Origin of the sequence: Rhizobium sp. HT1-10, from assembly GCF_049472505.1 — a bacterium.
In the GTDB taxonomy this organism is placed as follows: domain Bacteria; phylum Pseudomonadota; class Alphaproteobacteria; order Rhizobiales; family Rhizobiaceae; genus Rhizobium.
In genome coordinates this window covers 182,348-197,444 of the sequence record NZ_JBCEBQ010000003.1, presented here as the reverse complement: position 1 = coordinate 197,444, position 15,097 = coordinate 182,348, and the positions used below count along the sequence as shown (strand labels likewise).

Here is a 15,097-nt window from a genome sequence, read left to right as displayed (position 1 = left end):
CCTTCCTCTGGCATTCCGTCGCTGACGCCAAAGACTGTACCGTCTGGGACGGCCAATAAAAAAGCGCCCCCGCCCGCATTCAAGCAGGCAGGGGCGCATCGTGACAAGCTATCAGACTTCGCTTTGCGAGGTCACGATGCGGGAAACCAGACCGTAGGTCTTGGCGTCTTCGGCCGAGAGCCAGTAGTCGCGGTCGGTGTCCTTGGCGATCTTTTCGAGCGGCTGGCCGGTGGCGGCCGCGAAGATGCGGTTCAGGCGCTCGTTCATCTTGATGATCTCGCGCGCCTGGATCTCGATGTCCGAAGCCATGCCGCGCGTGCCGCCGGAGGGCTGGTGCAGCAGGAAGCGGGTGTTCGGCAGGCAAAGGCGGCGCTCCTTGGGAACGCTGACGAAGATCAGCGCGCCGGCAGACGCAACCCAGCCGGTTCCGATGATCCAGACCTTCGGCTTGATGAACTTGATCATGTCATGGATCGAATCGCCTGACTCGACGTGACCGCCGGGCGAGCTGACATAGATGCGGATGTCTTCGTCGCTGGCGGCGGCAAGGGCGACCAGCTGCGAGCAGACCTTCTGGGCCAGTTCCTGCGTGATGCCGCCATAGATGAAGATCGAACGCGACTTGAAGAGATTCGCCTCCGTTTCCTTGCCAAGCGGCAGTTCCGTCTTCTTGTCTTCCTGTTCGTCGTCGTTCATGAACAACTCTCCACCGTGATTTGTCGTGTGCCCGACATAATGCTGTTCCATGCGTAAAACAATGCGGGAAAAAGACAAGCCACGGAACGGGTGAAGATATCCTTGACGCCCTGCCCTTACCGAAATGTAACCTCGCAGGGCTTTGAAAAGCCGAAATCCCTACCTACGTCAGGTGATGCGATAAGAAATCGCATCAAAGTTTTCATGGAGCCATCATGTCGCCCGAAGAACGTCAACTGCTTAGCTCTCTCTTCGACCGCGTCAAAGCCGCAGCGGCGACGCCGCGCGATGCCGACGCCGAGGCCTTCATCACCCAGTCGGTGCGCGACAACCCCACCGCGCCCTACCTGCTCGCCCAGGCGGTGATCATCCAGGAGCAGGGCATGAAGGCGGCCGCCGACCGCATCAAGCAGCTCGAGGATCAGGTCAAGGACCTGCAGGAAAACGCCGATCGCCCGGCCCCGGCCTCCCAGGGCGGCGGCAGCTTCTTGGGCGGCCTTGGCTCGATCTTCGGCAGCAGCACCCCGCCGGCCCCGCAGCGCCCCGCGCCGTCCCAGCAGGGCTACGGCCAGCAGCAAGGCTATGCCCCGCAGCAGCAAGGCTATTCGCAGCCGCAGCCTGGTCCCTGGGGACAGAGCCAGCAGCAGCAGCCGACCGGCCCGTGGAGCCAGCAGCCGCAGGCCCAGTCCAGCGGAGGCGGGTTCCTGCGCGGCGCTCTTGGAACCGCAGCTGGCGTTGCCGGCGGTGTCATGCTGGCGGAATCGCTGAGCAGCCTGTTTAGCCCGCATATCGGTGGCGCTGCCGCAGGTCTTGGCGGCCTCGGTGCTGCAGCGGCAGCCCCGGCAGCGGCCGCCACACCGGCCGTCGAGGAAACGGTCGTCAACAACTACTATGGCGACACGAACAACAACGATAATGGCGGCGGCAAGGACGACAATTCCAACGACCAGAACCTCGTCAGCGACGACAGCGACAACGACTTCGACAATTCCTACGATGACGGCGGCGATGACAGCTTCAACGTCTGAGGCCTAACCGCATTCTGATCGAGCCGCGCTTCTCCCGAAGCGCGGCATTTTCGTGCCCTTTAGCCGCGACCGCGATAGGTCGGCACGCCCTGGTCGGGCAGCCACAGGCCTTCCGGCGGCTTTCCCGTCTGCCAGAAGACGTCGATCGGAATGCCGCCGCGCGGATACCAGTAGGCACCGATCCGCAGCCATTTCGGCTGCAGCAGCTCGACGATCCGCTTGGCGATATAAACCGAGCAATCCTCGTGGAAGGCGCCGTGATTGCGGAAGGCATGCAGGAAGAGTTTCAGCGACTTCGATTCCACCAGCCATTCGCCGGGCACGTAGTCGATAACGATATGCGCGAAATCCGGCTGGCCGGTCATCGGGCAGAGCGATGTGAATTCCGGCGCGGTGAAGCGCACGAGATAGTCGGTGCCCTGATGCGTGGCCGGCACTTTCTCGAGAACGGCCATCTCGGGACTGGTGGGTGTTTCTGTTTGGCTGCCGAGCATGGACAGGCCGGAAACATCGGTGTTGGGCATGGCTTCAAGCCTCCTTCGTCATGGGTCGCAGGCGCCGGAAATCACGCTCCGGGCGTCTTGGCTGATTGTTTCGCTGCTCGCATGGCTATCCCCTACGGCATCTTTGAGGCAATCGCAAACCGGCTGCACCTGCAGGAAAGACGCGGCGAACGCAAAGACGCACATGCCGAAGCCGCCCCTCCCTCGCGCCTCCAACCCTGACCATCAGCGGGTCAGCCAAAGTCTATTGCGAAATTTAGTTCACCTGTTATATAACCTGTGTTGCAAAGAAGAGGAGCAGGTCTTGGTGGAGGACATCGTCAGGGCATATGGTTATCTCTGCATCGGCAGCCGCTTCCGCCGGATCGGCGAGCGCCTGCAGGCGGACACGCAGGAGATCATCTCGGAGCTCGGCGTCGCCATCCAGGTGGGGCAATATCCGTTCCTGGCAACGCTCGACCGGTCGAGCCCACTTGCCATCGGCGAGCTGGCGGAGGCGGTCGGCATTACGCAACCCGGTGCGACGCGAACTCTGGCTCAGCTGGTCGAGCTCGGCCTCGTCGAAATGCGGGCGTCCGATGAGGACCAGCGCCGCAAACTCGTCTCGCTGACAACAGCCGGTCAGGCGCTTGTCGACCATTCGAAACAGCAGGTCTGGCCGAGGATCGAGGCTGCGGTACGCGAGATCTGCGCTGACCTTACGGGACCGCTTCTCGGACAGCTTGATGGCATCGAGGATCGCCTTGCCGCGATGTCGCTTTGCCGCAGGGCACAGAACAATGCGGAGGAAAAGCCGTGACGCACATACTCGACCGGCCCGTCTGGAACACGCTGCACACATCCCATGCGCCGCTCGCCATCGGGCGACCGCTGGCTGTGCGCTTTCCGCCGTCGATCGTACCATTCGCCGCCGCAGCGGACGATACGCCCGAGAGCCTCGCCGCCCTGGCGGCTCTGCCCGGCCCCGGCGAAACCATGATCCTCGTGCAGGCCAATCCGATTGTCCTTCCACCGCAGCTTGCCGTGGTCGCAGAGGGCGAGCTCGTCCAGATGACCGCCGACCGGCCGCATGAGCGGATCACCGATCCCCGGATCGAACCGCTTGACGACAGCGATGCCGCGGACATGCTGGCACTGGCACTATTGACCAAGCCCGGCCCATTCACTCTCGGCGCGCAGCGGCTGGGCCAGTTCTGGGGCGTCAAGGTTGACGGTCGGCTGGTGGCGATGGCCGGCCAGCGGATGCGCGTGCCCGGCTATGGGGAACTGAGCGGGCTGTGTACCCATCCGGATTTCCAGGGGCGTGGCTTCGGCACCCTGTTGTTTCGCTTCGTCGCCGGCGAGATTGCCGCCCGGGGCGAGATAAGCTTCCTGCATGCCTATGCCAGCAACACGCCGGCGGTCGGCCTCTACAAGGCCCTCGGCTTCAGCATCCGTTCCGCCATGAACATGCGGGCCGTGCAGCTTCCCTCGTAGAATATCAATACAGACGGCAGGCCTGACCCGCCGTCTGTATGCCGAAATCAGGCCGCCTTGGTCTTGGCCCGCCGCGCCAGATTGGCCACGACATTCTCGATCATCCGCATGCCGGCATCGCCGCCGAGCGTCATGATCGATTCCGGGTGGAACTGCACCGCAGCGACCGGCTCCTTGGTGTGCTCGATGCCCATGATCGTGCCGTCCTCGCTTTCCGCCGTGATCATGAAGTCACGCGGCAGGGTCGAGGGATCGGCGAAGATCGAGTGGTAGCGGCCGACGGTCACTTCCTTGGCGAGACCGGAGAACACGATACCGGGTTCGAGGACGCGGATGCGCGAGGGCTTGCCGTGCATTGGTATCGCCAACTGCCGAAGGTCGCCACCATAGGCTTCGGCCAGCGCCTGCAAGCCGAGGCAGACGCCGAAGATCGGCAGGTTGCGCGCCCGTGCCTTCTTGATCGTCGCCTTGCAGTCGAAATCCTTCGGATTGCCGGGCCCCGGCGACAGAACCACCAGATCGGGGTTCAGCCGGTCGAACACCTCTTCGGGCACCGGCGTGCGCACCGTCGAGACGGTGGCGCCGGTCTGGCGGAAATAGTTGGCGAGCGTGTGGACGAAACTGTCCTCATGGTCGATCAACAGGATGCTGACGCCCTTGCCGACCGAGGCGACATCGCGCTTGGTCTTTCCGGAAACGGCAGCCTTGGCATCGCGGATGGCAGACAGCATGGCGGACGCCTTCAGTTCGGTTTCGGCTTCTTCCTCTTCGGGAATGGAGTCGTTGAGCAGTGTAGCACCGGCCCGCACCTCGGCAATACCGTCCTTGATGCGCACGGTGCGCAGCGTCAGACCGGTGTTCATGTCGCCGTTGAAGCCGACCATGCCGATGGCGCCGCCGTACCAGGCGCGCGGGTTCTTCTCGCGGGATTCAATGAACCGCATCGCCCACAGCTTCGGCGCACCGGTGACGGTAACCGCCCAGGCGTGGGAGAGGAAGCCGTCGAAGGCATCCATGTCGTCGCGCAGACGTCCCTCGATGTGGTCGACGGTATGGATCAGGCGCGAATACATCTCGATCTGACGGCGGCCGATGACCTTGACCGAGCCCGGCTCGCAGACGCGGCTCTTGTCGTTGCGGTCGACATCCGAGCACATGGTGAGTTCGGATTCGTCCTTCTTGGAATTCAGCAGCTTCAGGATCTGCTCGCTGTCGGCAATCGGGTCTTCGCCGCGCTTGATCGTGCCCGAGATCGGGCAGGTCTCGATGCGCCGGCCGGAGACGCGCACGAACATTTCGGGCGAAGCGCCGACCAGGTATTCCTGATGGCCGAGATTGATGAAGAAGGAATAGGGCGACGGATTGATCGCCTTCAGCCGCTTGGAAATATCCGAAGGCTTGCTGTCGCAGCGCTCCATGAATTTCTGCCCGGGCACGACCTCGAACAGGTCGCCCTTGCGAAAGCTTTCCTTGGCCTTGGTCACCAGCTCGGCGAACTCGCCCGGCCGGTGATCGCTCTTCGGCGGAATGGTCGCGGTGTGCTCGAAGGGTTCGGCCGGAATATCGCCCGCTTTGCCATCGGTGGTCAGCCCGCCCTTCTCGAAATCATAGCGGTCGATCCAGGCCTTGGCGGAATAGTTGTCGACGACGAGGATTTCATCGGGGAGAAACAGCACCATGTCGCGCTGGTCATCGGGGCGCTTCAGTTTCAGGTCGATGGAATCGAACTGGAAGGCGAGATCGTAGCCGAAAGCGCCGTAGAGGCCCAGCGCCGCATCCGCCTGCGAGTAGAACAGATCGGTGACTGCCCGCAGCACGGTAAAGACCGTCGGCATCTTCGAGCGTTCTTCTTCGGTGAAGACACGATCCGGCGCCTTGACGGTCAGATCGAGCCGGCGGGGCGTCGAGGCACCGAGCGCCAGTTCCCGCACCGTCTGAAGCCGCTCCGTGATGAAGCCGAGGATGACCTCGCCGCGCTCGTTATAGGCTTCGATCCAGACATTGCGGCCGAAGCACGAGATACCGATCGGCGGATCGACGACGGCAGTGTCCCAGCGGGTATAGCGGCCCGGATATTCGTAGTTCGATGAAAACACCGCGCCGCGGCGCTCGTCGAGCTTGTCGATGTAGGAAGAAACCGCATCGTCATAGGGAATGGGCCGACGCTGGCGCGTCACCGTAATTCCGCCCTTGGTCTCGTAGATTTCCGCACCGTCATCCCGCAGGATCGTAACCATGACCGTCTCTCCGCTTCATTCTTTGCCCGGGACGACAGGCGCTTAAATACAAAAAAAGCCGCCTGAAACTCTCGGGCGGCTTACTCGTCGTCTTTGAACACGATGGGTCGAGGCCGCTGTTAGCGAGCCCACCACCACGATGCAATGTTCGAAGACATGTTCATGCGCAAATTGTTAGCGCGGGACGCAGCGATGCGCAAGCCGCAATCGGAGGGAAAATTTCGGGCGGCCGATCACCGCCCGAAACCTTGCAAACTCAAGCCGGCTGACTGGCCGAGGTGAAGAATGCCTCGGGTCCATCGACTTCGACCAGCCGCTTGCGGACGATCTGCCAGAAGCGGTTGCCGACCGCGCGCACGAAGCTGCGGTCGTGCGACACAAGCAGGCAGCTCGCCTCCTCGGCCAGCAATTCGCCCTCGAGCGCCTCCTGCCCCTCGATATCGAGGTGGTTCGTCGGCTCGTCCAGCAGATGGAAATTCGGCGCGGTGAGATTGAGGACCAGCATGGCAAGGCGTGCCTTCTGGCCGCCTGAAAGCCGCCCGGTCGGCCGCCCCTGCATGTCCACGCGGATGCCGGCCCCGGCAAGCAGGCTGCGGGCCTTGGGCTCACCCAGCGCGAACAGCCGCGTCAACGTCGCCATCGGCGTATCGCCGTCGGGAAGATGCGCCAGTGCCTGATCGCTGTAGCCGAGCTTGAGGGAGGGCGTCGCGCGAACTGCCGCCGTCCCGTCGGCAGGCGTCTCGACCGCGCGCCGGATCATCTCCATCAGCCGTGTCTTGCCGGCACCGTTCGGTCCGAGCAGCACGATGCGGTCTCCCTGGCGGATCCAGAGCTTGCCGGTCTTGAACAGGAGGGTGCCGTCAGGGGTCGTGACGGCGGCATCGTCGAGGGTCACCAGGATCTTTGCCTGGCTGCCGCTGCTGGCAAGGCGGATGGCGCCGGCCGAACGTTCGCGGTGGCCGGGACGGGCCGCATCCTCGATCCGTTCGGCCCGCTGCTTCAGCTGCCTAGTCTTCACGGTCAGAAGATCGCTGCCGGAATTGACGCCGAGATTGTTAAGCTTGGCGGCCTGACGCCGCAGCTGCTGCGCCGTCTTCAGGTCCTTCTCGTAGCGCTGCTGCTCCGACGCATCGATGGTGTCGAGCGCCGCCCTCGCCCGATTGTAGGCAAGCTGGAACTGCTGCGATTGCTCGGCGCGCAGGAACAGCGTGCGGTTGGTGGTCGCCTCCAGGAACGCCCGGTCGTGGCTTGCCACCAGCACCGCCGTATCGCGCGGCAACCCGTTCAGCCAGTTTTCGAGAAGCGCGATCTTGAACAGATCGAGATGATTGGTCGGCTCGTCCAGCAGCAGCACATCAGGCTCCGTCACTGCCGCCCGGGCAACGAGCGCCAGCCGCTGCCAGCCGCCGCTCAGCTGCGCGAGCGGGCGTTGACGCAAGGCCTCGGGCACATCGAAGCTATCGAGCATCACATCGACCCGCCAGCCCTCGCCATCGGCCTGATCCGCCGGAAGTGCGTCGCCGACGGCGGCATGGAAGCACATCTCAGCCAAGGCAGGAGCCACGTTCTGCTCCACATAGCCGATGGTGAGCCCCCGCGCCCGCGTGACGTCTCCGGCCGTGGGCTCGAGCCGCTCGGCAATGCAGTTCAGAAGCGTGGATTTGCCCCGGCCGTTGGCAGCAACGATACCGACGCGGTCGCCGGCGCCCAGGCTGAAGTTGAGGTTGGAGAACAGGGGTTCGCCGAGGGTGACGGCGAGATTGTGCAAGGTGATCGAAGCCATGTCGTCTCTCTGGTCTGACCGCGCGAAAACTGCCGGATGGCGTCAGCTCTGCTGACCGCTTTTCATGGGCAGGCGACGAGGCGCACGGCGCGCGCTCGTCGAATTCGACGCGGTTGGTATAGATTTGCAGACGAGCGGCAATGCTCGGCTGCGGCCAAAAGGGCAGACCAGATGGGGTAAGGAGAGTGACAGCCTCTGATCAGCCCTGCAAACGCATCCGCAGGGCTTGGTTCGGGCCGAACTGGCGATCACGCCAGATGAAAGTCATCATTTCGGCCCTCCTTTCTCAAAGACTGAGCCATTTCGATAGCATCGAAAGCGGCGGAATTCAACTATCCCTGATCGACAACGGCAGAAGGGCGATGCCGAAGCACCGCCCTTCCAAATCTCGTTCAAGTCGCTTAGAAGCGCTGGGTCAACGTCAGCTTGAAGGCCCGGCCAGCCTCGGAATAGTATTCCGGCGGCTGCACCACAGATTTCACATTGAGAGCGTCGTAATAGGTCTTGTCGAAGACGTTGTAGACCCCTGCCCGCAGCGTCAGACCCTTGACCTGTTCCGGCTTCCACCAGGCGGTGAGATCGACGATGCCGTAGCCGGGCGTGCGGAACGTGTCGCCGTCCTTCTTCGGCTCCTTGGTCGCGGTGATCAGCGTCGCATCCGTTCCCCAGGTTTCCTTCGCGTAACCGATGGTGAAGGCCGCCTTGGCCGGCGCCACCGAGTCCACATACTCGCCGCTGTCGGCATCCTTGCCGTTCGCGTAAGCGAGCGAGCCGCTGACATGGATGCCGTTGTCGAAGGTCTTGTGGCCGCTGAGTTCGAGCCCGAAGATGCGGACATTGGCGCGGTTGAAGTATTCGGTGATGCCGAGCGGATAGGTCCGGGTTGGATCGGCGTAGTTTTCGCTGTCGATGAAATTCTTGTAGCGATTGTAGTAGGCACCGATATGCCCGCCGAACTCCTTGTCACCGAGGTTTGTGCCGATCTCGACGCCATTGCTGGTTTCAGGCTTCAGATCCGGATTGCCGTAGCTGACATAGCCGCCGGGAACGCCGTAGTTCTCGTAGAGTTCGGTGACGCTCGGCGCGCGGAAGCCCATCGCCCACTGCGCGTAGATCTCGACATTATCCTCGGGCTCGTAGGAGGCCCGCAGCTTCGGCGAGAACCGCGTTCCGTTCTGTCCTTCGGGCATGGCGGAGTAGTTGGCGCTCCGCGTGTAGGCGGCAGTTTCCTTCGGCGCATAGTCGTACCAGTCGAAGCGCAGCCCGGGCGTCAGCGAGAACCGGCTGTCGCCGAGTGCGATCTTGTCATCGACGAAAGCACCGACGCGCTTGCCGTCGACGTCAGGCATGTCGGACTGGTTGGTGTGCAGGAAATTGCACGCCGCAAAAGATGAGAATGGGCCGGGTCCGCAGCTGTCCGTGCCGGCAGAATATTGCGACGTCTTGTCGAAGCTGACGTTCAGGCCGAAGGTCAGGGTGTGGTGCAGGCTGCCGGTGTCGAATGCCTTGGAGGCATTCCCGTTGAAGCCGAAGCTGCGGTTCTCGAGTTCGTTGTCGCGCGTGTAGGGGCCGATGACAGATGTCGAGCGATAGGCGTCGGTGCCGCTCTCGCGCAACAGATCCTGCCAGAAGAACACGGCATTGGCCGTATCCACCAGATCGCCTGCACTGCCGGTATCGTATTTGTAGTCGAGCGACACGCGGTTGCGCCTGACATCCTCGCTGCCGTCGTCGTTGCCTGGACGATAGTTGCCGGTCAGGCTCTGGGCGGTCTTCAGGTCGGTGTCGATGTCCTTGTTGAAGTGCTCGGCGGTGATCCCGAAGGTGCCGACATCGGTGTACTGGCGGATCTTGAACAGGCCGCTGCGCTGATCGTAATCGGCCGGATTGGCTTCTGAACGTTTCGCACCATAGCCGCCGACATCGCCCTTGCTGTCGGTCTCATGACCCTTCGTATAGCCGCCTTCGAAGAGGACGGCAGTGTTGTCGATGCGCTTGGCGATGGCAGCCGAGCCACCCGCGCTCCGGTCGCTGCTGTCGTAGCCGAGCTTGAAAACGCCACCCCAGGTGCGGCCCGGATCGATCAGATCCTCCGGCTCCAGGGTCCGCAGCACAACGGCCCCGCCGAGAGCACCCGACCCGGCGCGGCTGGAATCCGCCCCACGCACGACATCGACTGCCGAGAGCGCGTTAAAATCGAAGGCGTTGATCCCGCCATCCGCGGTCCGTGCGCCATCGAGGAGATAGGGGATCTCGATGCCGTCGACCGTGGTGAGGATGCGGTTGTCCTGCAATCCGCGCAGGTTGACGCCGCCGGACGTCCGGTCGAAACCGAGGCCTACTTCGGTGCTGCGGCCGAGATCCTCGAAGCTGGTGATCTGCTTGTCGTCGATCGTCTCGGCCGTCGTCTCCGTAGTAGTCGGACTATCCGCCAGGACGTCCTTGTCGCTTTTGGCCGCCTTGCCATTGACGACGATGGCCTGAAGCGGCGTCACGCGGTCGCCCTTGCCGGCGCTATCGCCGGCCTCGTTTGATGGCGCAGTTTGCGCGCGCGCGACGACGGCAGCGAGATCGCAAGCCAAAAATGTGGTGCATGCCAAAAGAAGCGCGCGGGTTTGCCGGGCAACCATAACCATTCCTCTCAAAAGATGCTGAACCGGGCTGGCTGGTTGGTGCGCTGTGAACACCCAAGGGGCTGGCTAGGCTGATGGAGCGAGGCAGAAATATTTGCCTCCTTTCTGCCCGATAAAAAACATGAGTAAGATTGTCAATATATGGAGCCGCCATAAACATGAATATCTTAGTCATGTTTATGGGTTCGCCGAGTTTTGTGACCCATCTGCAACGAATACGGCTTCGAAACGTTGCGACCCCGTCAGATACCATAACGGGTGAAACCATATGCTCTTCCGGATTGCTTCCCTCTTTGCCTGCGTCGCGCTGCTGACGTCTGCCACCCTGCCCGAGAGCGGACCGCTGCCGGAGGCTCGCCCGGACAGCAAGCCTGCAGAGACGTCGCAACCCGTTGCTCCCATCCCGGAGCCGAAGCCCCAACAGGCACCGGACGCGCCAGCGGAGAAACCCGCAACGCCGGCGGCGCCTGACGGTACCGATGCAAAAGACAAACAGGGCAGCGAGCCAGCGGACAAACCGGCAGCGCCCGCCGACAAGCCAGCCGACAAAGGCAACGACGGCGGCAAGGAGGACAAGTCACCGGTCTCGAACGCCACCGACGGCAAGGGCAATCCGCCGCCCGAACCGCTGACAATCGAGCCGGAGAGCGACGCCGACCACCAGGCCTGCGTCAAGGACCTGCAGGCGATGGGCGCCGTCTTCAAGGACATTCCCCGCATCGATGATGGCGACGGTTGTGGCATCGACAAGCCGATCAGTCTGTCGGAAGCACTTCCCGGCATAAAATTCAAGCCGGAGGGTACGATGCGCTGCGAGGCCGCGCTGGCCCTGTCGCACTGGATGAAGGAAAGCGTGATCCCGGCCGGCGAAGCGGCACTGCCGAAAGCCGGCCCGATCGTCACCATCAACCAGGCCTCGACCTATATCTGCCGCCTGCGCAACAATGGCACGACTGGCAAGATCTCGGAGCACGCGCGCGGCAACGCCATCGACATTGCGAGCTTCACCTTCAAGGACGGCACGACGGTCGAGGTCCAGCCCCGCAAGGAGGATTCGACCCTCACCGGCGCCTTCCAGCGCGCCGTAAGTGCCTCCGGATGCCTGTATTTTTCAACCGTCCTCGATCCGGAAAGCGATGCCGCCCACGAGAACCATTTCCACATGGACGTTCTGAAGCGCAATGGCGACTTCCGCTACTGCCACTGATACCTGTCAATATCAGCAACTTGGCGGCGCAACCCGATTCACTTGCGGAACCATTTCAAGCAGGAGTCGAGGCTAGAACAGGCCTTCGACATATCCCTGCTCGTTCAAGTGAATTCCCTCTGCGGCCGGCAGGCGCGGTAGGCCGGGCATCGTGCGGATTTCGCCGGTGATGGCAACGACGAAGCCGGCGCCGGCAGATAGTCTGACTTCGCGGACATGCACGACATGGCCTTCCGGCGCGCCGCGCAGATCGGCGTCGGTGGAGAAGGAATATTGCGTCTTGGCGATGCAGACCGGCAGGTGGCCGTAGCCCTGCCCTTCCCAGCTTGCCAGCTGGTCCCGCACGGCCTTGTCCGTCGTCACACTGCCGGCATGATAGATCTCGCGTGCCACGATGCCGATCTTCTCGAGCAGTGGCAACTCGTCCGCATAGAGCGGCTGGAACCGTGCCTCGCCGGACTGCGCCAGTTCCACCACCTTGTGCGCCAGTTCCTCGATGCCCGCCGAGCCATTGGCCCAGTGCCGGCAGAGGATCGCTTCGGCGCCCAGCTCGGCGACATAATCCTTCACCGCGGCGATCTCCGCCTCGGTGTCGGAGGTGAAGTGATTGATGGCGACGACGACGGGCACGCCGAACTTGCGGACATTCTCCACATGCCGGCCGAGATTGACGCAGCCTTCGATCAGCGCCGCGACATTCTCCACGCCAAGCCCATCCTTTGCGACGCCGCCGTTCATTTTCAGCGCCCGCACGGTGGCGACGACGACGGCCGCATCCGGCTTCAGGCCGGCCTGGCGGCACTTGATGTCGAAGAATTTCTCCGCCCCGAGGTCGGCCCCGAAGCCGGCTTCGGTGACGACGTAGTCGGCAAGCGTCAGCGCAGTCCGGGTGGCAATGACGGAATTGCAGCCATGGGCGATATTGGCAAACGGCCCCCCATGCACCAGCGCCGGATTGTTCTCCAGCGTCTGCACCAGGTTCGGCTGCAGCGCATCCTTGAGCAGCACGGCCATGGCGCCGTCGGCCTTCAGATCACGGGCATAGATCGCCGTCTTGTCGTAGCGATAGCCGACGATGATATCGCCGAGGCGCTTCTCGAGATCCTGGAGATCGCCCGCCAGGCACAGGATCGCCATGACTTCGGAGGCAACGGTGATGTCGAAGCCGCCCTGGCGCGGAAAGCCGTTGGCGACACCGCCGAGCGAAGAGACAATGTCGCGCAGCGCCCGGTCGTTCATGTCCATCACCCGCCGCCAGGTCACGCGGCGGATATCGATGTCGAGCGCATTGCCCCAGTAGATGTGGTTGTCCAGCATAGCCGCCAGCAGATTGTGCGCTGACGTGATGGCATGAAAATCGCCGGTAAAATGCAGGTTGATATCTTCCATCGGCACGACTTGCGCATGACCACCCCCGGCAGCCCCGCCCTTGGTCCCGAAGCAGGGACCGAGCGACGGCTCGCGGATGCAGATCATCGCCTTTTCGCCGATCCGGTTCAGGCCGTCGCCGAGGCCGACGGTCGTGGTGGTCTTGCCTTCACCGGCCGGCGTCGGGTTGATCGCTGTCACCAGGATCAGCTTGCCGTTTTTCTTGCCTGTCTGGGCCGCGATGAAGTCGGCGCTGATCTTTGCCTTGTCATGCCCATAAGGCACCAGCTGGTCCGCCGGAATGCCCAGCCGCGCGCCGATCTCGTAGATCGGCTTCTTGGTCGCCGCGCGTGCGATCTCGATATCGGACTTCACCATCGCCATCTGTCAAACTCCATTCGACCGCCCTGCCTCTGCCGATGCAAATAGCCGAACGGGAAGCCGCTGTGAACCGTGACGCCGCAAAGCGGGGTGGAAAAGTCGGCGACAGGCTAGCCGCTTGGTATCCGGCAACAGTCTAGCGGCTTGTTCTGGTCAAGGCATATGCGTTAAGCAGTTTTAGCAAAGCAACACGTATAAGGTCAGCCATGAAATCCCTGGAAATTCTTGTCGAGCGCATCATCCTGTCGAGCCGATGGATCCTGGTGGTCTTCTATCTTGGGCTGGCCGCTTCGCTCGGGCTGTATGCGCTGTCGTTCGGCCACAAATTCTACAAGATCGCGCTCGGCGTCTTTTCGATGGACGAGGCAGACATGATCCTTGCGATGTTGGGATTGATCGACTCGGCTCTCGTCGCAAGCCTCGTCGTCATGGTGATGATCTCCGGATATGAAAATTTCGTCAGCCGGTTCGAAGAGGCCGAGGAAAAGGAGGACGACGTTTCTTTCCTCGGCAAGCTCGATTCCGGCAGCCTGAAGATCAAGGTCGCGGCATCGATCGTGGCGATTTCCTCGATCCACCTTCTCCAGATCTTCCTCAACATGGCGCAGTACGAAAGCATCCAGATCATGTGGATGACCCTCATGCACCTGACCTTCGTGGTATCGGCCCTGCTGATGGGCTACCTCGAGAAAATCATGGAACAGGCAAAGGGCAAGGACAACGCCTAGCCCCGAGGGAGATCGGATGCGCCTGGTGCGATCGGCAGAACGGCCTGGCGTTCCAGCGGCCGCGGCATGCCGGGCTCCGGCTCGTCGGGGAGCGGCTGCGTCTGCGGCGCGTTGACAGGCGGACGCGCAGGCGTGATCGCGATGATGCAGTCGGATATGGTCTTGTCGCGCGGGCAGGTGCCGGCAGCAGCCAGTTGGCCGGCCGAAGACTGCTCGGTCATCATGCGAAGATTGAGCGCCTCCACCTGCGTCAACAAGCGGATCGACTGGGGATTGGCGCTCATCATCAGATCGAAAAGGTTAGGGTCGACGCCCATCTTGTTGAGATAGGCAATCAGCGCCGCCTTCTGCTTGTTGCCGAGCTTAGTCGTGTCGTGCTGGCCAATCGTCTTCCGGCCCACTTCGCGTTGCGACAGGATCTTCTTCTTGCCGTTCAGCATCTCGTATTCCGTGCGATACTGAACGCGCATCTCGCGGTAGGTGGTCGTGATCTGGTGAACGCCGATCAGCGCGAAGGGGCTGGCAATCCGCCTGACACCGCCGGCAAGCAGCAATGGGCAGGCGGACAGGCAGACAGCGCCGTTCGAATAGATCTCGCCGGTCATCGAGCCATCCTTGCTGCGTGCCGCAGCGCAGAGAGGCTCGGCAGGTTCGCAGGCCTCGGCCCGCGAGCCACCGACGGCGACGGACAAGCCCTTTTTCCGGATGATCAGCCCCATCTGCATGGCGGCCGCGACATCTCCCCCCGGGGAGCGGACGACGATCGGCAACTGCCTTTGCCCGATCTTCTTCAACAGCTTCTGCAGCTTTCGTGGCGAATCCGCCATGATCTGGCCTTCGGCCGAGATCCAGTCGGAACAGGCCTTGCCATCCTGGCACGGCGTTGCGCCACCGTGCATCAAAATGAAATCCATCGGTCGATCAATGGCAGGCTCGACTGCGCGCGCCGCATTCAGGCTCCCGGACAGCAGAACCATTGCGGCCATGAGCCACAAGACCGGCAGCGACCGCAGGGGCAGTACCCGAGGCAGGAAAGTCAGGATCATCAATAGGCTCG

Annotated in this window: 12 protein-coding genes; 5 read left to right on the top strand and 7 right to left on the bottom strand. The window is 62.5% G+C overall.

All coding sequences use genetic code 11. The features are described 5' to 3' along the window. Positions 1-111: 111 nt before the first annotated feature. Positions 112-696 carry an ATP-dependent Clp protease proteolytic subunit gene (locus VH564_RS09560; protein WP_111222663.1) on the bottom strand — a complete coding sequence of 195 codons (585 nt, stop codon included), beginning with the start codon at positions 694-696 and terminating at the stop codon, positions 112-114. A 215-nt stretch (positions 697-911) separates the two neighbouring features. Here VH564_RS09560 and VH564_RS09555 point away from each other — a divergent pair, with 215 nt between their 5' ends. Next, complete coding sequence (locus VH564_RS09555; RefSeq protein ID WP_423339593.1) at positions 912-1,724, top strand: DUF2076 domain-containing protein; 813 nt, start codon at positions 912-914, stop codon at positions 1,722-1,724. A 59-nt stretch (positions 1,725-1,783) separates the two neighbouring features. On the opposite strand, the gene queF is transcribed toward VH564_RS09555, so the two are convergent. Further along, on the bottom strand, positions 1,784-2,248 hold the full coding sequence (gene queF / locus VH564_RS09550; protein ID WP_423339592.1) for a preQ(1) synthase: 465 nt from the start codon (positions 2,246-2,248) through the stop codon (positions 1,784-1,786). Positions 2,249-2,531: 283 nt separating this feature from the next. Here queF and VH564_RS09545 point away from each other — a divergent pair, with 283 nt between their 5' ends. Together VH564_RS09545 and VH564_RS09540 are read left to right on the top strand one after the other, a co-directional pair. Then, on the top strand, positions 2,532-3,026 hold the full coding sequence (locus VH564_RS09545) for a MarR family winged helix-turn-helix transcriptional regulator (protein ID WP_423339591.1): 495 nt from the start codon (positions 2,532-2,534) through the stop codon (positions 3,024-3,026). Next, positions 3,023-3,703 carry a GNAT family N-acetyltransferase gene (locus tag VH564_RS09540; protein ID WP_423339590.1) on the top strand — a complete coding sequence of 227 codons (681 nt, stop codon included), beginning with the start codon at positions 3,023-3,025 and terminating at the stop codon, positions 3,701-3,703. Before VH564_RS09545 ends, VH564_RS09540 begins: the two co-directional genes overlap by 4 nt. 47 nt (positions 3,704-3,750) lie before the next feature. Here VH564_RS09540 and VH564_RS09535 read toward each other — a convergent pair whose 3' ends face one another. The 3 genes from VH564_RS09535 to VH564_RS09525 form a co-directional block, all read right to left on the bottom strand. Next, positions 3,751-5,940 carry an anthranilate synthase gene (locus VH564_RS09535; protein ID WP_423339589.1) on the bottom strand — a complete coding sequence of 730 codons (2,190 nt, stop codon included), beginning with the start codon at positions 5,938-5,940 and terminating at the stop codon, positions 3,751-3,753. Positions 5,941-6,196: 256 nt separating this feature from the next. Continuing rightward, a complete protein-coding gene (locus tag VH564_RS09530) occupies positions 6,197-7,723 on the bottom strand; it encodes an ABC-F family ATP-binding cassette domain-containing protein (protein WP_423339588.1) in 1,527 nt (508 codons plus the stop codon). Between the two features lie 401 nt (positions 7,724-8,124). Continuing rightward, complete coding sequence (locus VH564_RS09525; RefSeq protein ID WP_423339587.1) at positions 8,125-10,353, bottom strand: TonB-dependent hemoglobin/transferrin/lactoferrin family receptor; 2,229 nt, start codon at positions 10,351-10,353, stop codon at positions 8,125-8,127. A 271-nt stretch (positions 10,354-10,624) separates the two neighbouring features. On the opposite strand from VH564_RS09525, the gene VH564_RS09520 reads away from it, so the two are divergent. Then, positions 10,625-11,563: an extensin family protein gene (locus tag VH564_RS09520; RefSeq protein WP_423339586.1), complete on the top strand. Its 939-nt coding sequence runs from the start codon at positions 10,625-10,627 to the stop codon at positions 11,561-11,563. 72 nt (positions 11,564-11,635) lie between these two features. Here VH564_RS09520 and VH564_RS09515 read toward each other — a convergent pair whose 3' ends face one another. Next, positions 11,636-13,315 carry a formate--tetrahydrofolate ligase gene (locus VH564_RS09515; protein ID WP_423339585.1) on the bottom strand — a complete coding sequence of 560 codons (1,680 nt, stop codon included), beginning with the start codon at positions 13,313-13,315 and terminating at the stop codon, positions 11,636-11,638. Positions 13,316-13,518: 203 nt separating this feature from the next. Between VH564_RS09515 and VH564_RS09510 the strand changes: the two genes are divergently transcribed. Continuing rightward, positions 13,519-14,040 carry a TIGR00645 family protein gene (locus tag VH564_RS09510; RefSeq protein ID WP_423339584.1) on the top strand — a complete coding sequence of 174 codons (522 nt, stop codon included), beginning with the start codon at positions 13,519-13,521 and terminating at the stop codon, positions 14,038-14,040. Here VH564_RS09510 and VH564_RS09505 read toward each other — a convergent pair. After that, positions 14,037-15,086: a hypothetical protein gene (locus VH564_RS09505; protein ID WP_423339583.1), complete on the bottom strand. Its 1,050-nt coding sequence runs from the start codon at positions 15,084-15,086 to the stop codon at positions 14,037-14,039. The genes VH564_RS09510 and VH564_RS09505 overlap by 4 nt on opposite strands. Positions 15,087-15,097 lie beyond the last annotated feature (11 nt).